Origin of the sequence: Dysgonomonas sp. HDW5A, from assembly GCF_011299555.1 — a bacterium.
GTDB lineage: Bacteria > Bacteroidota > Bacteroidia > Bacteroidales > Dysgonomonadaceae > Dysgonomonas_A.
Map to the genome: position 1 here is coordinate 840,426 of NZ_CP049857.1, position 21,056 is coordinate 861,481.

A 21,056-nucleotide genomic window follows, 5' to 3' on the forward strand; every position below is an offset into this window, starting at 1 on the left:
AAAAAAGAATTATGATTAAACCGATTACAAAAAGTATCGATTTAGGTGATGGAAGGTCTATCACCTTAGAAACAGGAAAACTAGCAAAACAGGCAGATGGTTCTGTAATGCTAAGAATGGGTGACACCATGTTATTGGCAACAGTATGTGCCGCAAAAGATGCAAATCCAGGTGTAGACTTTATGCCTTTGCAAGTTGAATATAAAGAGAAGTTTGCTGCGGCAGGCCGTTATCCCGGAGGTTTCCTTCGACGAGAGGGACGTGCTTCAGATTCTGAAATTCTAGTATGCCGAATAGTCGACCGAGTACTACGTCCTCTATTCCCTGATAATTATCATGCTGAAGTATTTGTTACTATAACCATGTTTTCTTCAGACGGTATAGATATGCCTGATGCATTAGCCGGACTTGCAGCTTCTGCAGCTCTTGCTGTATCGGATATTCCTTTCAATGGACCTATATCTGAAGTGAGAGTTGGTCGTATTGATGGCAAATTTGTAGTAAATCCTACATTCCAACAATTAGCGCAAGCAGATATGGACATCATGGTTGGTGCCACTATCGACAATATAATGATGGTAGAAGGTGAAATGAAAGAAGTTTCGGAAGCAGAAATGCTTGAAGCTATCAAAGTTGCACACGAAGCTATTAAAGTACAGTGCCAGGCTCAGATCGAACTGATGGAGCTTTGCGGAACAACTGTAAAAAGAGAATACTGTCATGAAGTAAATGACGAAGACCTACGCAAAGATGTTTGGGATAAATGTTATGATAAAGCATATGTAATTGCTGCATCATGTAACACAAACAAACACGAGCGTATTGCTAATTTTAAAGCAATTGTAGATGAATACAAAGCTGCTTTAACTCCAGAAGAATTAGCTGAAAAAGGAGCATTGATCTCTCGTTATTATCACGATGTTGAGAAAGAAGCTATGCGTCGTTCTATCCTTGATGAAGGAAAACGTCTGGATGGTCGTTCAACTACTGAAATCCGCCCAATCTGGTCTGAAGTAGATTATCTACCCGGAGCTCACGGATCGGCAGTTTTCACTCGTGGGGAAACTCAGTCATTGACAACTGTTACATTAGGTACAAAATTAGACGAGAAAATTATCGATGATGTTTTATTCAACGGTAAAGAACGTTTCTTGTTACATTATAACTTCCCTCCATTTTCTACCGGTGAAGCTCGTCCACAAAGAGGAGTAGGTCGTCGCGAAATTGGTCACGGAAACTTGGCCCACCGTGCTTTGAAACCAATGATTCCTGCAAATTATCCATATGTAATACGTATAGTATCTGATATCTTGGAATCTAATGGATCATCTTCAATGGCAACTGTTTGTGCCGGAACTTTGGCTCTGATGGATGCAGGGGTAAATATTAAGAAACCTGTAACAGGTATCGCAATGGGACTTATCTCTGAAAACAAAGGAACTAACTTTGCTGTACTTTCTGACATTTTAGGAGACGAGGATCACTTGGGTGACATGGACTTTAAAGTTTGTGGAACTAAAGATGGTATCACTGCGACTCAAATGGATATAAAGGTAGACGGTTTGTCTTTCGAAATCTTGGAGAAAGCATTAAACCAAGCTCGTGAAGGTCGTTTACACATCTTAGGTAAGGTATTGGAAACTCTATCGGGACCTAGAGAAGATCTTAAACCAAATGCTCCACGTATCGAAATAATAATGATCGCTAAAGAATTTATCGGCGCTGTTATCGGACCGGGTGGAAAAATCATACAAGGTATTCAAGAAGAAACAGGTGCTACTGTAACTATTGAAGAGATCGATAATCAAGGACGTGTAGAAATATCTGCAACCAACAAAGCTTCTATTGATGCTGCGATGGCTAGAATCAAAGGTATTGTTACTGTTCCTGAAATAGGAGAAGTATACACTGCAAAAGTTCGCTCGATAATGCCATACGGTGCTTTCTGCGAATTCTTACCCGGAAAAGACGGTTTACTTCACATCTCTGAACTATCATGGGATCGTGTTGAAACTATCGAAGAATCGGGTCTTAAAGAAGGTGATATGATTGAAGTAAAACTGGTAGATGTGGATGCTAAAACAGGCAAAATCAAACTATCTCGTAAAGCTCTTCTTCCTCGCCCTCCTCGTCCTGACAGACCTGTGGTGAAAAAAGATGGCGAAGCTCCTCAAACAGAAGCTCCTGCTGCTGAATAATAGAATATAAATTCTTATTATATAGAAAAAGGCTATTCCAAATGGAATAGCCTTTTTTATTTTCAGAAACCATAATCTAAAAATTTATTTTCCATCTTTCAAAAAAGCAACCATATTTTCTATTGCTTTTTGAGATAATCTTTCTTTTGATTCTCGTGTAAATCCTGCCGACTTATCATAAAGTACAATATTTTCCATTTCCGAAAATTCTTTATAATACACTCCTGCCCCATCCGCATCAAAGAAGGCAAAAGATGTTTTATCTGCATTCATCGACTTAACAAAAGCTTCTTTATCAAACAGAGGGCCAAAAGAGGTATTGATAAATACCGAATTTTTCTTTTTGCAGGCAAATTCTTCTTCATTGACCAAAACCGTATAGCGGGGCAAATGAATGGTAACTGCATCGCAAGTAGCCATTAAATCCTTAAGAGGTAAAAACTCTGAGCCTTTAGCCTCCTCATCGGGTTTCCGTGTTTTACTGTAATAGTAGACTTTCATTCCAAATGAGCGAGCTGCAACAGCAACCATCTTACCAAGAGTACCCATACCGATTATACCTATACTCTTTCCCCCAAGCTCGCAAGGTTCTTCCTTCCATTGATATTTACCATATCCTTTGCCTAAATTAATCAATTGACTAAAGATAAACTCAACAACACCTTCATCTCCATAGTCTTTCACGCCCTTTACTACGATTCCCCGTTCTCGTGAGGCAGGAATATCAACACTCGAAGTCTCTTCACTGAAAAGGCTACAACACATGCCGATATATTTCAGATTAGGGGCAGCGTTTATAATTCGGGGAGTAAGTCGAGTTTGGAAACTCACCAGAACACAATCACTATCACCAATTCGTTCTATCACCTCTTCTTCTGATGAAGGATAGCTCCAATATAACTTCAAAGGATCGTTAGATAGCTTCTGGATTTCTGGAATTGCATTTTCGGTTAAACGACAAGCATCAATCATCGTTATTTTTTGAAATTTCATAGAAAGATTATTTTAAAGGTCACAAACCCATTTATTTCGATTAGTCACAGTAAAATTCAAACATACCTAATAAAATCCAATTTACCTAAAATGACCTATACACACATAATGCAAAAACGCTTTCGGAAAATTCCGAAAGCGTTTTCTATCATTAATTGTTTATTACAGCGAATGATTTATTACATCATTCCACCCATTCCGCCACCCATAGGAGGCATAGCTGGACCTGCATTTTCTTCTTTCTTATCTGCGATAATACATTCTGTAGTTAAGAACATACCTGCGATAGACGCAGCATTTTCAAGTGCTACACGTGCTACTTTAGCAGGATCGATAACTCCTGATGCTACCAAGTCTTCATAAATATCAAGACGAGCATTGTATCCGTAGTTACCTTTTCCTTCGCGTACTTTTTGTACTACTACTGCACCTTCTCTTCCGCAGTTGTTTACAATCTGACGAAGTGGTTCTTCGATAGCACGTTTGATGATTTCGATACCTGTAGTTTCGTCTTCATTTTCGCCTTTCAAGCCATCAAGAGATTCAATTGCACGAATATATGCAACACCACCTCCGGGTACTGTACCTTCTTCGATAGCAGCACGAGTTGCAGAAAGAGCATCGTCTACACGGTCTTTTTTCTCTTTCATTTCAACTTCCGATGGAGCACCTACGTAAAGAACTGCAACACCACCTGCTAATTTAGCAAGACGTTCTTGAAGTTTTTCGCGATCGTAATCCGAAGTTGTTTTTTCGATTTGAGTTTTGATCTGACCTACACGTGAAGCGATAGCAGCTTTATCTCCTGCACCGTTTACGATTGTAGTATTGTCCTTGTTGATAGTAATTTTATCTGCAGTACCAAGCATTTCGATAGTAGCTGCATCTAATTTGATACCTTTTTCTTCTGAGATAACTACACCACCTGTAAGAACTGCAATGTCTTCCAACATTTCCTTACGACGGTCACCAAATCCGGGAGCTTTTACTGCTGCAATTTTCAACGAGCCACGAAGACGGTTAACCACAAGAGTAGTTAATGCTTCAGAATCGATGTCTTCTGCAATAATCAATAGAGGACGTCCTGATTGAACTGTTTTTTCAAGTATTGGCAGAATATCTTTCAATACCGAAATCTTCTTGTCATAGATAAGAACGTATGGATTCTCTAGATCAGCTTCCATTTTTTCAGTATCTGTCACAAAATATGGAGATATATAACCTCTGTCGAATTGCATACCTTCTACTACATCTACGTAAGTTTCAGTACCTTTAGCTTCTTCTACAGTGATTACGCCTTCTTTTTTCACTTTACCCATAGCCTCAGCAATCAGCTTACCGATTGTTTCATCTCCATTTGCAGAGATTTTAGCTACGTTTTCTATTTTTTGTAAATCGTCGCCAATAGCTACCGATTGTGTTTTAAGATTAGCAACAACTTTAGCAACAGCTTTGTCGATACCACGTTTCAAATCCATTGGGTTAGCACCTGCTGTTACGTTTTTCAAACCTACGCTGATGATCGATTGAGCCAATACAGTTGCAGTAGTTGTTCCATCACCTGCATCATCGTTAGTTTTAGAAGCTACTTCTTTTACAAGTTGAGCTCCCATGTTTTGGAATGGGCATTCCAATTCTACTTCTTTCGCTACAGTTACACCGTCTTTAGTGATATGTGGTGCACCGAATTTTTTTTCTATAATTACATTACGACCTTTTGGACCTAAGGTTACTTTTACTGCATTTGCCAATGCATCGACGCCTTTTTTCAGTTCGTCGCGAGCATCAATATTAAATTTAATTTCTTTAGCCATGATTTTTCTAATTCTTTAAAACGTTAGAGATAAATTTAAGGTTTCAGACCTTTTCATTATTACTTGGAATACTTAAATAATAGCAAGTACATCAGACTGACGCATGATCAGAAAATTTTCGCCTTCCAATTCGATTTCAGTACCGGCATATTTACCATAAAGTACCTGATCTCCTGCTTTTAATACCATCTCTTCATCTTTTGTTCCGTTACCTACGGCAACAACTTCGCCTTTCAATGGTTTTTCTTTCGCGGTATCAGGAATAATGATTCCTCCTACAGTTTTTTCTTCTGCCGCAGCTGGCTTAACAAGCACTCTATCTGCTAAAGGTTTAATACTCATAATTCTAGTTTTTTATTATTTGTTTGTTATATTTGATGTTGATATTCTCAGTTGTTCTATAGCTAAATCTGTGCCAAAAAGATAAACTGCCAAAAAGACAGAGAGACATTCTATTCAAAACGACAAGATGTCGTTTTACAATAATTAGACATAAATTACTTATATGAAATCTGACCCGATTGCGATTTTCTGGTTCCGAAGAGACTTAAGGCTTGATGATAATGCAGGACTTTTCCATGCTTTAAATAGTGGTTACCGCATTATGCCTGTTTTTATTTTCGATACAGACATTCTTAAACAGTTTGAAACGGCAGAGAATGCACAAGTTGAATTTATTCATCAACAGTTACAAATCTTACTAAAGGAGTTAAGTATTCACGGAAGTTCGATAGAAATAGGACATTCTACTCCGGAAGTCTTTTTTGAGAAGTTATGCCGGAAATATTCTATAAAAGCAGTTTATACGAATGAAGATTATGAGCTTTCGGCTCGAACGAGAGATAGTAAAATAGAAGAGTTACTAAAAGAAGAAGGCATTACTTTTGAAACATTCAAGGATCAGGTTATCTTCAGCAAAGACGATATTCTGAAAGATGATAAAACTCCTTATACCGTTTTTACACCTTATTCGAAACGATGGAAACAAAAACTTCGCCCCGAACATTTAGAGTCGTTCGACACTAAAAGCCTCTTCTCGAATTTCTACTCATTCGAAAACAATTACATTCCCAGTTTGTCAAACTTAGGCTTTACTAAAAAAAGAGGAGTCAGCTTTCCTTCAACAGAGGTTAGTAATGAGTTGGTATCTAATTATAGTCAACAGAGAGATTATCCGTCAATAGAAGGCACTTCCCGATTAGGTATTCACTTGCGATTCGGCACAATCAGCATACGTAAATTAGTAACTCAAGCACAGGCTTTGAACGAAACTTTTCTGAATGAGCTTATTTGGCGGGAGTTTTATCAGGCTATAACCTGGCACTTTCCTCATATCTGTGAGAGCAAAGCTTTTAAACCCAAATTCGACAACATAGTCTGGAGAAATAACGAGACCGAGTTTAAAGCTTGGTGTGACGGAAAAACCGGCTACCCGATTGTTGATGCCGGAATGAGGCAACTGAACGAAACAGGATTTATGCATAACCGCGTACGAATGATTACGGCTTCGTTTCTTATCAAACATTTGCTGATAGACTGGAGATGGGGCGAAGCTTACTTTGCCAATAAACTGCTCGATTTTGATTTCGCGTCTAATAATGGAGGGTGGCAATGGGCAGCCAGCAGTGGTTGTGATGCTGTTCCGTATTTCAGGATATTCAATCCTCAACTGCAAACCGAGAGATTTGACAAACGTTTGGACTATATCAAAAAATGGATTCCCGGATTTGATCCATTAAATTATATTCCACCGATTGTAAATCATGAATTTGCACGAAAAAGAGTGCTTAAGGTATACGATGATGCTTTAAATAAATAAATGTATCTATTTACTTCAGATATCCGACCTATTTATTGCTTTAGCTGTAGGGGTGAACCTATGTGTTCGCCTATTTCGGACAGACACATAGGTCTGCCCCTACCAACAAAAATGTGCCATTAAATACTTTCTTTCACTTATTATGGGCTAATAAAACTAAGATTACTTAAAATATACATGGTTCACCTTACGAATCAAATACTTTCTATACTTTTGTTGTTAAATTGAGTAAAGGTGAACACTTTATGTTAGTATTCAGTTATAATAGTGCGTATCACCTTTGCCTGTCAGAATAATCAAAAGGTCTCAGACCTTAATATAAAATCATTTATGTACAGAAAAGTATTAGGCTTATTTTTATTTATTTCATCAGCCCTTTGTGCTCAAAACAATACTTATACACTCAAAGGTAGTATTGAGGATAATCAATATAACGGTAAAAAAGTATACCTGCAACAGTTGAATGATACCAGAAATGGCTTCACGAATATTGATAGTACAATTGTTATGGGTAACAGATTTGAATTTACGAAAGCAACTCAAGGTAATGAGCCTGCTTTAAGGTTTATCTCAACGGAAGAACCTGTAACCTATGCGCCTGCATTCTTCTTAGCCGAAGCTGGAGAAATTAGCCTAGCCATCGGTAAACAAAACAAAGTTAAAGGTACTCTCCGCAACAATCGCTTTCAAGATTTCTCTAATTTGCAGGATTCTTTGAACAAACAAATAGAGAGTGTTGTTCAAACCTATTCTCAAATGCTTCAAACTTCAGGAAATCAAGCGAAAATGATGCAGGAAGGGCAAGCTATAATGAAACAATTACAAGAAAGCAGGTATGAATTCGCCAAAGAAAACATCAATAATGACTTAGGCGAATTTATTGCTCTATCGTCATTCGAAGTACTTACACCTGATCAAGTATTGGAGTTGACATCTTTGATGAGACCTGAGTTCAGAAACAGCGATTTGGGACAGCAGGTTATTTCGTATTACGAAGCTCAAAATCTTAAAGTTGCAGGTGGTATGTATAAAGATATCAAATTAAAAGATCCATTAGGTAATGACATCGCATTGTCTGACTATGTAGGTAAAAACAAAGTTGTTCTGATAGATTTCTGGGCATCGTGGTGTGGACCTTGTATCAAAGAAATGCCATACGTGGTAGACGCTTATAAACAATACAAAGACAAAGGTTTTGAGATTATAGGAATATCTATGGATGAGGATCAGGGCAGATGGTTAGGCACTATAGACCGCTTAGGTATGACATGGCCTCAGATGTCGGATCTTAAAGGATGGAAAAGTGCGGCTGCCAAGTTATATGGCATCGACAGTATTCCATACACTTTGTTACTGGATCAAGACGGAAAAATAATTGACAGTAACCTTAGGGGAACTCAATTGGTAAATAAATTACAAGAGTTATTGGACTAAGGAGATTCAATACTTCAAAATATCTCAACCAACAAAAAATCAAGAATTTCACAATTTTAAAAATAAAAAACAATTAACATGAAAAGATTCCTATACTTACTGCCTGCCATAGCACTTTTGTTATCAGCATGTTCGCAGAAAAGTCAGCTGAATGGTAAATTTGCAAATGCGGACAACGACGGGAAGCAAGTTTATCTGTTGACGATGAAAGATTTTAATGCTCCTTTTCAACCGGTAGATTCTACTATAGTAAAAGACGGTGCATTTAGCTTCGAACTTAACGACTCTACTGAAGTGGGTGTTGCTTACATCGTAGTTAAGGAAGCTGCTGCGGGAACTCCAAACGGAATACCTTTTGTTTACGAAAAAGGGAATATCGAAATGTATATAGATAGTGTACCTAAAGTAAAAGGAACACCTTTAAATGAAAAGAGTCAGGCATTTTTCGACAAACTGGCAGTCGTTGCTAAAAAGATGGAAACTGCAGATGCGAAGGCCGCTCAAGTTACTGATCCAAACGAACGTCAAGGCTATATAGACGAGATGCAGGGTCTACAAAAGGAAATGAGTACAATCGGATATGATTTCGTTAAAGAAAATATATCCAATAGAATAGGTGAATTTTATTTGGTTTCGTTTATCGACCTTTTTGATGACAATCAGGTTCAAGACTTATTAAAACTAGCAAGTCCTGAATATCAAAAACTGATCAACAATCTGTTAGGTCTGGATGATCAACCTCAAGCACAACAAGGTAGCTTTATTGGTAAAAAATTCATTGATATTACAGGTACAACTCCTGATGGAAAAACAATCTCTATATCAGAATATGCAGGAAAAGGCAAAGTTGTTCTTGTTGACTTTTGGGCTTCTTGGTGCGGGCCTTGTATCAAAGAGATGCCTAACGTAGTGGCTGCTTACCAAAAGTACAAAAGCAAAGGCTTCGAAATTGTTGGTATATCTTTAGATGATGATAAGAGCAAGTGGACTGCTGCAATCAAAAATCTGAATATGGCTTGGCCTCAAATGTCTGATCTTAAAGGTTGGGAAAGCCAATTGAGTGCTCCATACAATGTAACAAGTATTCCTTACACGGTATTAATTGACAAGGACGGTACAATTGTAGCCGAAAACCTGAGAGGACAAGAACTTGAGAATAAGCTTAGCGAATTATTGAAATAAACGATATTAAGCTCACAGTTCTATTTATTACTTTGGTTAGTGTAATAAATAGAACTGTTTATATTCATACAATATATAATTAATTACTTTTAGTTACTTAATTTATTAATCACGTAATATTAATGAAAAAGATTTTGTCTCTACTCGCTGCAACCATTGTTATATTGATGGTTGCATGCACAGGAAAACCCACACCTAAGGAGTATACTCTTACAGGTAACTTATCAGGTGGTGGATCCGACAGCTTGTTGGTATATTTACAGGCAATAGATGAAAATACAGGAGAATTTGTATCTGTTGATACTGCAACAGTACAAAACGGAACTTTTGTATTTAAAGGTTTGGCAGAAGACAGTCCTATGCTTCGCTTTATCTCGGCAGAAGGTTTATCAAAACCTGTACTGATTGCAATTGAAAGCGGAAACATTGATGTTTCTTTTGATACAGCATTTGTGGCTACAGTTAAGGGTACTGCCCTGAACGATAAATATCAGGAATTCTCTAATAAGAGAAATAAAATATCGGATGATCTTCGTGCATTATCTAAACTAAGCAAAGATGCCGAAAATGCAGGAACTCTTACGCCTGAATATGAGAAACAATTAGATGATAAATACGACTCCTTGTATAATGGAATGAAAAAAGAAGTGTTTGACTTTACTAAAGCCAATATCACAAATCCTCTTGGGGTATATGTACTTATAGACAGAGGTGTTTCTTTTGATGCTGCTCAACTAAAGGAATTATTGCCGGCTCTTGATCCCAAGACTAAAACGAATCCTCGAATTTTAAAATTGGAGAAACGATTGGAAGCTCTTGAAGGAACTGAAATCGGAAAACAATTTGTAGATATAAAAGGAACTACTCCTGATGGCAAAGAAGTTTCATTGTCCGATTACGCCGGAAAAGGGAAGTATGTACTTGTTGATTTCTGGGCATCATGGTGTCCTCCTTGTCGTAAGGAAATGCCTCTGGTAGTAGAAGCGTATAAGAAATATAAGAATAAAGGTTTCGAAATTGTAGGTGTATCTTTAGACGATGATAAGGCAGCATGGGAGAAAGGGATCAAAGATCTTAATATTACATGGCCTCAAATATCGGATTTGAAAGGATGGAAAACCGAACTTGGTGCAGCTTATGCCGTTAATAGTATCCCTCACACAGTACTTTTAGATAAAGACGGGAAGATTATAGCCAAAGATCTTAGAGGTGATCAGTTATCTGAAAAACTAGCTGAGTTATTAAAGTAAGTAAAAACTCAAATATCCAAAAAGCGCTGCAGATTATGTTCTCTGCAGCGCTTCTCTTTTTTATATTATATTTATATTTCTTAGTTAATTATATTTCCATTTATATCGGAAATATAAATTTGTGAGCATAATTACTAGATTCAATTTATTTTGTCATTCAATAAATATTGCATATTATGATCATTAAAATCAATGATTAAGAGTCAGTTATAATAAAATTTCAAATTATTTGTTTTATTTGATATAAACTCTAATATTGGTAACGTTATCTTTTGGGGAATTATGATTTTTATATATTTCATAAAACGAAAAACTTTGTCTTAGTAGGATTTTAACGATCTCCAACTAATACTTTTTTTAAATCTCCTTTTTCTTTTGTTATCAAATAGATGAGATAGGGAGCAAAAACTATAATACCAAGAATATTAGCTGCAATTCCCATTATGATTGATGAAATAGAGAATCTGTTTCGCCACATTATCCATAGCATAGACAAAAGTAGATAACAATGGAAATCAAGGCTGAATTGACCATTCCAATTTATTGAAACGACATTTTCAAAAAAGACTTTAGCAAAGTTTCCACCATCATTCAAATTAACAATGATTGTATAAATTAGCAGGACTAATGTTTGAATAGCCAGTAATGCTTTCAGTAAGATCTGATTGTTTTTTCCTTTGGGTTGCATATTTTTTTTTAAAAGTTTATGCAAATATATATGGAAAGATCTGATTATTTTAGACGCTACCGTACAAACACACTACACAAAACTTCCAATAACTCTCTTTAAATATGCGAAATAACTCAAAAGCCATTTATGATTTATGCTTTCGACTGTCGCTTGCAGATAAAAGTTTTCTAGAGCAAGTTCAAAAATTGCCTCTAATTGCTTCTCATTTAATCTTAGTTCCATGTCTTTTACCCAACGCATTGTAAAAGCATTTCCTATTATTAAACTTGACTTGGTGAGGGTATCAGAATATTTTTTTTGTTCTCTATTTATTCGTAACTGACGATTAAAAAGTAAATCAACCTTATGCTCGACTAATATATCTATCAAATCAGGATCAATATTTTGGGCTTTAACCTCCTTCTTCGCAATGATATACGACTGTGAAATATGAAATTCAAGCAAATATTGAATAAACAAATCAAGATCAACAAAATGATGATAAAATGATGATTTACTGATTCCGATTTTTTTCGCCAACCTTTCGATTTTTAATCCGGTTATACCGCTTTTTGCAAAAATATCATATCCTGTTTTTATCCAAAGTTCTTTAGTATCTACCATGAAATTATAATTACTGCAACAAATATATAGAATATTTTACTTACATATAATTAACTAATGCCAATCAGTAGTTGGGATTATATGTTCTATTAAATTATTCTTCTACGCGCAATCGAAGATTGCTTGTATTCCTTTTGCCCAAAGCCCCAAAAGGAATCAAAAAGGCTTTGTGTTGCGTGGCTCGCCTGCCTGACTTTAGCTTGCGGGCTAAACTAAACTTATTGCCTATCGGCACGTTTAGTTTTACGCCTGCTTCGCTTGTCAGCCAACGGCTGTGCCTCTGATGCACTGGGCTGACGCCTACAAATGGCTTTTGTCCGTAAGGCTCCTCGACCTTGGCGTTTGCACGGGGTACCCGTAGGATGAAGAAAGCGTTAAGAAACAAAAGGATATCAACAATAAATGTTTTCTTTTGTTTTAGCTTTCGAGTCCGTAGCGGGTCGGGCAAAGAGGCTCAGTCTTGATCTTTTGTTTCGTTTTGTATCAAGACAAAATGAAAAACAAACCCAATAGGGTGCGTTAGAATAATTGGACATTAAACAGATCAACTACTGATTCGCATTAATAAGAAAAGAATGATATCAATAGGATAATAAACAAAGAGAAAACTGTTGCAAATATTGTATTTTTCCTTTTCATTGTAATAGCTTTAATTTATTGCTTTGTAACGTGATCCGAACGGAAAATAACCTGCTTTTTTTCTTAATTTTAGTTTTCTGAAAAGATTCAATGGCTTCTTTTTTATTTTGCCCTTATAGTTTGCTGCAAAATCATCCACAGCATCAAGTATCCTCACTGATGCTTTTCCATCTCGGAATGGATGAACCTGATCCATAAATTGCTTGATATTCTCCATTAAATCAGCAGGATGCTGAAGTGCTTTTTCAATGGTATCACCTAATATTTCGGGATTGTCAATATCCAGAAGATGATTAGCCGGAAATGTATTCTTATAAGTAACAACAGGTTTGTAGAACCATAAAAATTCGTAGATAACAGACGATGTATCACTTAGCATAACATCTGCTTTCTGATACAAAGGCAGTTTGTCTTCTGTATCACAAAAAGTTACATTACTATATGTTTCAGCTAAATCCCTGTATCTATCGCTTGTCTCGTTATCCATTTTAGGATGAAAGGAAAAAAACCAATTCCAATTCTTTTGCTGAATAAGAGAGACTATCTGGGGATAGAGATCCTCCGTTGAATTTAATTTCTTAGTAAAAGTCGGAGCATATATAATATTTACGCCATTGTCTACATCATCCGATTTAGGTATTGTATAGCTGTCGAATTTACTCCAACCCGTTTCGTATACCTTGAAGAAACGATGTTTAGCTTCTAATTCTTTGAAAGTGGGTGTAAACAAGCCACTTGTAGTGCAATAAATATCAAAGAACCCTCGGATTTTATAATGATCTCCATAATCGGTTCGCTTATAATATAACCCATGAAAAACTTCAACTTTTATTCCGGGAAAGAAATCGTAAATATAATTACCCGGTGCAAAAATTGCATAAGGATTATAATCCATCACATCTTTTATTGTCTTCAGCTGTTTTTCATTCTCTCTAAGAAACAGAGGGGATGAGTCTTCAATATACCATGCTACATCATCGCCTCTTCTCCATATTTCTTCTTGAATAGGGCGAAGAATAGAATAGGCATAAGAATGAGAAACAAAAAGCAAATATTTTTTCATCAAATGTGGCTCTTAAGCTTTCATATTATACAACAAAGATATACTTTTAGCTGAAAATATGAGAATAGTCTCATGAGCTAAGGTATCAGTACTTTTTATTGATTGGATAAGTATTAAGTTCGCAGAACTATTTATTGCTTTGGCAAGTAAAACAGCGACAGGTTGTTATGCTTTTAAAATGAGTCATTAAATATTTTCTTTTACTTAAAACAACAATCAGTTATCATATAAAACATAACAATAAATAATTAAAGTTACTTATTATATATCTGATATCCGAAATTTAAACAAGGTCTACGACCTTCATTATACATATATACGAACACTTTTATGACAGAAAAAGAGCCTTACTACGGTGATTTGAAAAAAACTGAAATTTTGACAGAATTATTTAAAGTAAAGGGAGAATTACGAGACGAAGTATGGAGAGAAACATTTCTGGCAAATGTTGCCGATGCCAGTTTTGTATGTAGCGACCCTCAGGTAATTAGCGGTCCTGATGGCTTTCCTTATTTTGTACTAAATACACCTGAACCGAATAAACCTTTTCAATGCTATGTAATCAATAATATGATTCATGATTTTCTTTTAGAGCAGGGATTAGGTGTTGTTATAAATCCGGAAAAAGGAAATCCTGACTGGGTATTTTCTTATGGAGATATTGTAAATTTTCACCTCAGGAATGAATTTTACACGCAATCCAACAACTGGGATATGCAGAAAGCCGATGAAGTTTTAGAAAGCGAAGAAAAGGTATTGGTAGGTCAACCTTCAGAATATATTATACCTGAGCATACGAGAAGGATTTTACGACTGTTCTTCGAGAGTCTTCAAATCAATGATGCAAAAATAGCTTTATTAAACCGACCTAAGGGAGAAGAGTTTTCTCAGCAACTGGTCTTCAATCTTACTCCCGATAAGTTTAAAGACAGGGATCAATTTAATGGAATTATGGGATATGTTTCGTGGTTCTTACCCAAACATTATTCATATGCTTCGATGAATGAGTCGACTCTTGGAGAAAATTTCTTACCTATATAAGAAACTAAAGCCTCAGACCTATTTATTGTCCATCCGAGTATAACAGCGATTGGCAGTTACAACTTTAAAATACGACATTAAATATTTACTGTTACTTATAAAAATATAATGCCCCAAGCTATGATAACTTAGGGCATTGTATTTTACTCATAAATAGAATTAAAAGTCTTACACATACTGGCTATTTATACACTAACAAACTCCTTTAATATGTAAATAAGCCAAAACAAAACGCATACTAAAACTTATATTTCGAACCGAAACTGTATCCCGTAGTATTTTGTTCTGGCAGAATTATATATGCTTCCTTTCAAGAAAGTATAGTAAGGTGGAACTGACAACGGAATCTCTCTCCAAACCTTATATCTCAAGTTTTATTCTTACTTTTAGGCTTTATTAACAACACAAAACATATTGTATGAAAAAGACTTTCTTTTTAATCCTTTATTTAGGTATCACCAATCTACTATTTTCTCAAGAGATCTCTACCTTAACCACTATGGACTGGAATACTCTAAGGTATTCTGGATTTTACGAATCAGCAAGATCTAATTCTACAAATATACCTAATAAAGATTATGATTTATTCTGGGGTATAAATATTGCTCACTCTATCAATAAAAGCTTATTATCTAAGCCATATCATTGGGGAGGACAGATTGCATTCGGCATAAACAGATCTAACAGTTGGCCTGCTATGTATATCAGGAGTACAAATGAGTTGGGAGAAGGTAAATGGTCGAAAGTTCTTATTGAAAATGGAGATCAGAGCATTGACGGAAGCTTAGGAGTTACACAGAATATCAATGTTGGAAGTAACATAAAATTATCCGGTGGAGAGCTAACATATGTATATAATGATACTTTTACATATGATCAAAAAAAAATGGGAAACTATGCCATGAAATGGGTATATGATTCTTGGCAAACGGGAGCCCCAACATTATGGCACAGTGGACATGGAGGCATTAAATTTTCACAGCCGCACAATGTCGTCTAGGTATTACTTCTACTGGCAATGTAGGTATTGGAACAGATAACCCACAAAACAAACTTGATGTAGCTGGCACCATCCGTGCGACTGAAGTAAAAGTAGAGGCTTGACCCTGGTCTGACTTCGTATTCGATAAAGATTATAAGCTACCAACGCTTCAAGAAGTGGAAAATCATATCATTGAACACAAACATTTACCGGATATTCCATCTGAAAAAGAAGTAAAAGAAAATGGAGTAAGTTTAGGTGAAATGCAAGCTAAATTATTGCAGAAAATAGAGGAGCTAACTTTGTATACAATAGAGTTGAATAAAGTATTAAAGGAACAAGGAGAGAAAATACAAAAGCTAGAAACAGGCAGGGAGAATAAATTGGAATAAATGAAATACAGTAATATAATGCCCCAAGCTATCACAGCTTAGGGCATTTAATGATCAACTAAAAAACTATCAATAGAAATGATTCACTATAAACTGAATATGACGTTTGTTTCTTTTTTCCTTTTGCAATAACGTCTGCATTGCTCACTTACACTATACCCCAACAAAGTACCGATCATAAAATCTTCCTCTGCCGATAGTTGGTCTAAAGATTTATCTTTACATAGCTTGTCCACTACAACCAGACACTCTTTCTTGCCAAAAAAGACATTAATATTCCCGTTTCTCAATTTCTGTATCATATAGCTAATCTCATTCCTTTCGAGCTTAGCCTTTACTTTTTCCTCCAGTTTCCCTGAAAGCGTACAGAGTACCATGTCTCTGACTCCTTTTTTGAATTCGTAAATATGATGATTGAAAACTAGCATAATGGAGAATTCTAATGTAAGAAACTTATATTAAAGTCGTAAACCTTTTAAATTACTTTTCTTAAATCTTCTAACCACAAAGCAACACGTTGATCTGTGAGATTCGATTCATTATCCTCATCGATAAGTAATCCTACAAATTGCCCGTCAACGATTGCTTCCGAGCTGTCGAATGTGTATCCTTCAATAGATACTCTACCTATTATCTCACAGCCTTTATTTTTTATTACTTCGTAAATTTTCCCTAAAGCATCACCAAAAGTATCGCTGTATGAAGAAGAGTCTCCACAACCGAATAAAGCGACTTTCTTACCGTTAAGATCAGCATTTTTGACATCGTCGATATAAGATTCCCAATCGTCCTGAAAGTCTCCCATCCCCATTGTTGATGTTCCAAACAGAACCACATCATAAGCACTAAAGTCTGCCGAAGCCGATGCTACATCATATACATCTGCTAATGCTACATCCAATGCTTTTGCTAAACGTTCTGCTAAATCTTGAGTGTTACCGGTTGTAGAACCATAGTATATGCCTATCTTTGCCATGTCTTTATTCTTTTGTATTTAGAATTAATTGTATTGATTTTGAATAATACAAAGAAAGCAGGGTTTTAAGGTATACACAATACCTTGAAATAGGGATATTTTGATAATTTACTCATTATAAGTAGTTATATGATATGAGTTATACCAATCAATAATTACTTTGTTTTGTTTAAATGTTTAATTTTACTAACGCACCCTATGGGTTTGTTTTTCATTTTGCCTTGATGCAAAACGAAACAAAAGATCAAGACTGTGCCTTTTGCCCGACCCGTTACGGACTCGAAAGCTAAAACAAAATAAAAACATTTATCGTTGAATCCTTTTGTTTCTTAACGCTTTCTTCATCCTGCGGGTACCCCGTGCAAACGCCAAGGTCGGGAAGCCTGCCGGACAATAGCCATTTGCAGGCGTCAGCTCCAGTGCATCAGGGGCGTAGCCGTTGACTGACAAGCTAAATCGGCGTAAAACTAAACGTGCCGATAGGCAGTAGGTTTAGTTTAGCCTGCAAGCTAAAGTCAGACAGGCGAGCCACGCAACACAAAGCCTTTTTGATTCCTTTTGCGGCTTTGGGCAAAAGAAATACAAGCAATCTCTGATTGCGCGTAGAAAAGACAATTTAATTGAACGTTTTATCTATAAAAGAAAGTATTATGACAGTATTTAAAGTGACATAAGAAAAGGCTCGAAAAAGTTGTCACTTTTGTAATGTTTGTCATGTTTTTTTTCGCTATTCACTAAATATCAAACCTTTAAGAAAACACAAAAATTGCAGTAAATTAGATAATTTGTAAGGCATTTTTGTCATCTTTTGTAATTCTTTTGTCACTTCAAATATGTAAATTCGATATGACCATTAACAAGCTAATATCATCGGCTCTGAATATCAGAGAGAGCCAAATAGAAAAAACTATAGCCTTACTGAACGATGGAGCTACTATTCCGTTTATCAGCCGTTACCGAAAGGAAGCTACCGGAGGTTTAGACGAGGTTCAGATTGCCAACATCAAAGAACAATACGATAAACTGATCGAACTCACCAAACGGAAAGAGACTATCTTAAAAACAATTGAAGAACAGGAGAAACTAACACCCGAACTGAAATCGAGAATAGAAAACTGCTGGAATTCAACTGAACTCGAAGATATTTACCTACCCTACAAACCCAAACGACAAACTCGTGCTGAAATAGCCCGTAAGAAAGGGTTGGAGGGATTAGCACAGGCCTTGATGCTACAACAAAAATTTGATGTAGAATCGAAAGCTCTTGCTTTTGTAAAAGGTGATGTACAAGATACGAAAGAAGCTATCAATGGAGCTTGCGATATAATTGCAGAATGGGTAAGTGAAGATGAGGCTGCTCGTAACACCATCCGTAACCTTTTTCAGCGGGAGGCATTTATCACCTCCAAAGTAGTTAAAGGAAAAGAAGCTGAAGGTGATAAATACAGAGATTATTTCGATATGGAAGAACGATTGAGCCGTTGCTCCTCTCACCGCATTCTTGCCATGAGACGTGGCGAAGCCGAAGGCTTTTTACGAATCAATATTGCACCCGTAGAAGAAGATGCTTTGGAACGCCTCAACCGCAAATTTGTAAAGGGTGTAACCGAAGCATCGGAATATGTAGAATTAGCGGTAAAAGATGCTTACAAACGATTATTGAAGCCTTCGATAGAAACTGAGTTTGCCACCCTGTCAAAAGACATTGCAGACGAAGAGGCAATACGCGTATTTGTTGAAAACCTAAGACAATTACTTCTTGCAGCTCCTCTCGGACAAAAGCGTGTATTGGGTATAGATCCCGGATACAGAACCGGTTGTAAAGTCGTTTGCCTGGATGCACAGGGAAATTTGCTTCACAACGAAACCATATATCCTCACCCACCTCAAAACGAATCTTCTAAAGCAGCCGGTAAGATTTCTAAAATGGTATCTACCTACAAAATAGATGCTATTGCCATTGGTAATGGAACTGCAAGCCGTGAAACGGAACATTTCATAACAAATATCCGATACGAAAAAGAGGTACAAGTATTTGTTGTCAGCGAGAACGGGGCATCTATTTATTCTGCATCAAAAATTGCAAGGGAAGAATTCCCCGAATATGATGTCACTGTACGTGGAGCAGTCTCAATAGGTCGCCGTTTGATGGATCCTTTAGCCGAATTGGTAAAAATAGATCCAAAATCAATTGGGGTCGGTCAATATCAACACGATGTAGACCAAACAAAGCTGAAAAAATCATTGGATTTGACTGTCGAAAGCTGTGTAAATATGGTCGGGGTAAATGTGAATACGGCTAGTAAACATTTGCTGACTTACATATCGGGATTGGGTCCCACCCTAGCCCAAAATATTGTAAATTACAGGGCGGAGAACGGAGCATTCAGAACCCGTAAGCAGTTACTGAAAGTTCCTCGAATGGGTGAAAAGGCTTTTGAGCAATGTGCAGGATTTTTACGTATTGCCGATGGGGATAACCCTCTAGATAATTCGGCGGTTCACCCCGAAAGTTATGTCGTAGTAGAAACTATGGCTAAAGATTTAGGTTGTAGTGTAAAAGAGTTGATCGAAAATAAAGAACTGAAAAAGAACCTCAATCTGAATAAATACGTGAATGACAAAGTGGGACTACCTACTCTGAACGATATTATAGAAGAATTGGACAAACCCGGACGTGATCCCCGAAAAAGTATTCAGGCGTTTGAGTTTGACCCGACAATTAAATCCATTGCGGATTTAAGAGAAGGAATGATTCTGCCCGGTATTGTGACTAATGTTACCAACTTTGGGTGCTTTGTGGATGTCGGTATTAAAGAAAACGGATTGGTACATATTTCTGAATTGGCTGATCGATTTGTTTCTGATCCTACAGAGATTGTATCACTGCACCAATATGTTCAGGTGAAAGTGATCTCGGTTGATACGGATAGAAAACGTGTAGCTTTATCAATGAAAGGAATAAACTAAAGAAATAAAAACTTAACTTTGACGTTATAAACCTTATAATATTACAATATAAAATACATCAGAATGAAACCTACATTATTTGTGCTTGCTGCCGGTATGGGCAGCCGTTACGGTGGTCTTAAACAATTAGACGGATTGGGTCCTAGTGGCGAAACAATCATGGATTATTCGATCTATGATGCGGTAAAAAGCGGATTCGGCAAATTGGTATTTGTTATCCGTAAATCTTTCGAAAAAGAGTTCGTAGACAAAGTTGCATCTAAATACAACAAACATATTCCCGTTGAAATCGTATTTCAAGAACTCGACAATCTTCCCGAAGGCTTCACGGTTAGCCCTGAGCGTGTTAAACCTTGGGGTACTAATCACGCAGTGTTGATGGGTAAAGATGTTATTAAAGAGCCTTTTGCAGTAATCAATGCCGATGATTTTTACGGTCGTGATGGTTTTGAAACTCTGGCTAAATTCCTTACAAATCTCGAAGGAAGCAAAAATCATTACTGCATGGTAGGATATCGTTTATGCAATACACTTTCGGAAAGCGGATCAGTTGCACGCGGCGTTTGTGAAAGTGATGACAAAGGTTTCTTGACTACTGTTACCGAACGTACTCACATTGAGCGTAAAGACGGTAAAATCCAATATAAAGAGGGTGAAAACGAATGGCATGTATTGGAAGAAAATACGCCTGTATCTATGAATATGTGGGGATTTACTCCTGAGTACTTCCAATATTCGGAAGACTTCTTTGTGGACTTCTTGAAGAAGAATCAGGATAACCTGAAATCCGAATATTTCATACCTCTTATGGTAGATCATTTAATCAAGAACAAAACTGCTGATGTAAAAGTATTAGATACTACTTCGAAATGGTTTGGTGTAACATATGCCGAAGATCGTCAATCTGTTGTAGACAAACTTCAGGCGTTAGCTGATAGCGGTGAATACCCTACTCCACTTTGGAAATAAGAGATATTTATATAAAATAAAAAGAGAGGTTTTCACCTCT

Annotated in this window: 18 protein-coding genes; 10 read left to right on the plus strand and 8 right to left on the minus strand. The window is 36.6% G+C overall.

Going from position 1 to position 21,056, the window contains the following annotated elements:
- Positions 1–11 precede the first annotated feature (11 nt).
- Positions 12–2,198: a polyribonucleotide nucleotidyltransferase gene (pnp, locus tag G7050_RS03470; RefSeq protein ID WP_166111246.1), complete on the plus strand. Its 2,187-nt coding sequence runs from the start codon at positions 12–14 to the stop codon at positions 2,196–2,198.
- Positions 2,199–2,282: 84 nt separating this feature from the next.
- Here pnp and G7050_RS03475 read toward each other — a convergent pair whose 3' ends face one another.
- From G7050_RS03475 to G7050_RS03485, 3 genes are all read right to left on the minus strand, one after another.
- Complete coding sequence (locus tag G7050_RS03475) at positions 2,283–3,191, minus strand: NAD(P)-dependent oxidoreductase (RefSeq protein WP_166111248.1); 909 nt, start codon at positions 3,189–3,191, stop codon at positions 2,283–2,285.
- A gap of 179 nt (positions 3,192–3,370) precedes the next feature.
- Positions 3,371–5,005: a chaperonin GroEL gene (gene groL, locus G7050_RS03480; RefSeq protein ID WP_166111250.1), complete on the minus strand. Its 1,635-nt coding sequence runs from the start codon at positions 5,003–5,005 to the stop codon at positions 3,371–3,373.
- Positions 5,006–5,077: 72 nt separating this feature from the next.
- The gene (locus G7050_RS03485) at positions 5,078–5,347 is read right to left on the minus strand and encodes a co-chaperone GroES (RefSeq protein ID WP_110310987.1); all 270 of its coding nucleotides are present in this window, start codon (positions 5,345–5,347) and stop codon (positions 5,078–5,080) included.
- A 163-nt stretch (positions 5,348–5,510) separates the two neighbouring features.
- Here G7050_RS03485 and G7050_RS03490 point away from each other — a divergent pair, with 163 nt between their 5' ends.
- The 4 genes from G7050_RS03490 (at position 5,511) to G7050_RS03505 (ending at position 10,690) form a co-directional block, all read left to right on the plus strand.
- Positions 5,511–6,824, plus strand: a complete 1,314-nt coding sequence (locus G7050_RS03490) for a deoxyribodipyrimidine photo-lyase (RefSeq protein ID WP_166111252.1) — start codon at positions 5,511–5,513, stop codon at positions 6,822–6,824.
- 330 nt (positions 6,825–7,154) lie between these two features.
- A complete protein-coding gene (locus G7050_RS03495; RefSeq protein WP_166111254.1) occupies positions 7,155–8,258 on the plus strand; it encodes a TlpA disulfide reductase family protein in 1,104 nt (367 codons plus the stop codon).
- 78 nt (positions 8,259–8,336) lie between these two features.
- Positions 8,337–9,440, plus strand: coding sequence for a TlpA disulfide reductase family protein (locus tag G7050_RS03500; RefSeq protein ID WP_166111257.1), 1,104 nt, complete (start codon positions 8,337–8,339; stop codon positions 9,438–9,440).
- Positions 9,441–9,562: 122 nt separating this feature from the next.
- Entirely contained in the window at positions 9,563–10,690 is a 1,128-nt protein-coding gene (locus G7050_RS03505) for a TlpA disulfide reductase family protein (RefSeq protein WP_166111260.1), read from the plus strand.
- Positions 10,691–11,021: 331 nt separating this feature from the next.
- Here G7050_RS03505 and G7050_RS03510 read toward each other — a convergent pair whose 3' ends face one another.
- From G7050_RS03510 to G7050_RS03520, 3 genes are all read right to left on the minus strand, one after another.
- On the minus strand, positions 11,022–11,378 hold the full coding sequence (locus G7050_RS03510; protein ID WP_166111263.1) for a hypothetical protein: 357 nt from the start codon (positions 11,376–11,378) through the stop codon (positions 11,022–11,024).
- 72 nt (positions 11,379–11,450) lie between these two features.
- Entirely contained in the window at positions 11,451–11,984 is a 534-nt protein-coding gene (locus tag G7050_RS03515; RefSeq protein ID WP_166111266.1) for a TetR/AcrR family transcriptional regulator, read from the minus strand.
- A 649-nt stretch (positions 11,985–12,633) separates the two neighbouring features.
- Positions 12,634–13,686: a CDP-glycerol glycerophosphotransferase family protein gene (locus G7050_RS03520; RefSeq protein ID WP_166111269.1), complete on the minus strand. Its 1,053-nt coding sequence runs from the start codon at positions 13,684–13,686 to the stop codon at positions 12,634–12,636.
- A 330-nt stretch (positions 13,687–14,016) separates the two neighbouring features.
- Between G7050_RS03520 and G7050_RS03525 the strand changes: the two genes are divergently transcribed.
- The 3 genes from G7050_RS03525 to G7050_RS03535 all read left to right on the plus strand — a co-directional run bounded on the left by G7050_RS03525 (position 14,017) and on the right by G7050_RS03535 (position 16,101).
- Entirely contained in the window at positions 14,017–14,727 is a 711-nt protein-coding gene (locus G7050_RS03525; protein WP_166111272.1) for a hypothetical protein, read from the plus strand.
- 418 nt (positions 14,728–15,145) lie between these two features.
- Positions 15,146–15,727: a hypothetical protein gene (locus G7050_RS03530; protein WP_166111275.1), complete on the plus strand. Its 582-nt coding sequence runs from the start codon at positions 15,146–15,148 to the stop codon at positions 15,725–15,727.
- Positions 15,728–15,885: 158 nt separating this feature from the next.
- Entirely contained in the window at positions 15,886–16,101 is a 216-nt protein-coding gene (locus tag G7050_RS03535; RefSeq protein WP_166111278.1) for a hypothetical protein, read from the plus strand.
- A gap of 86 nt (positions 16,102–16,187) precedes the next feature.
- Here G7050_RS03535 and G7050_RS03540 read toward each other — a convergent pair whose 3' ends face one another.
- Both G7050_RS03540 and fldA read right to left on the minus strand, forming a co-directional pair.
- Positions 16,188–16,529, minus strand: a complete 342-nt coding sequence (locus G7050_RS03540) for a DUF2023 family protein (protein ID WP_166111281.1) — start codon at positions 16,527–16,529, stop codon at positions 16,188–16,190.
- Between the two features lie 47 nt (positions 16,530–16,576).
- Positions 16,577–17,077 carry a flavodoxin FldA gene (fldA, locus tag G7050_RS03545; RefSeq protein ID WP_166111284.1) on the minus strand — a complete coding sequence of 167 codons (501 nt, stop codon included), beginning with the start codon at positions 17,075–17,077 and terminating at the stop codon, positions 16,577–16,579.
- 846 nt (positions 17,078–17,923) lie between these two features.
- Between fldA and G7050_RS03550 the strand changes: the two genes are divergently transcribed.
- Positions 17,924–20,047: a Tex family protein gene (locus G7050_RS03550; RefSeq protein WP_166111287.1), complete on the plus strand. Its 2,124-nt coding sequence runs from the start codon at positions 17,924–17,926 to the stop codon at positions 20,045–20,047.
- A gap of 63 nt (positions 20,048–20,110) precedes the next feature.
- A complete protein-coding gene (locus G7050_RS03555) occupies positions 20,111–21,016 on the plus strand; it encodes a sugar phosphate nucleotidyltransferase (RefSeq protein WP_166111290.1) in 906 nt (301 codons plus the stop codon).
- The last annotated feature ends 40 nt before the right edge of the window (positions 21,017–21,056 follow it).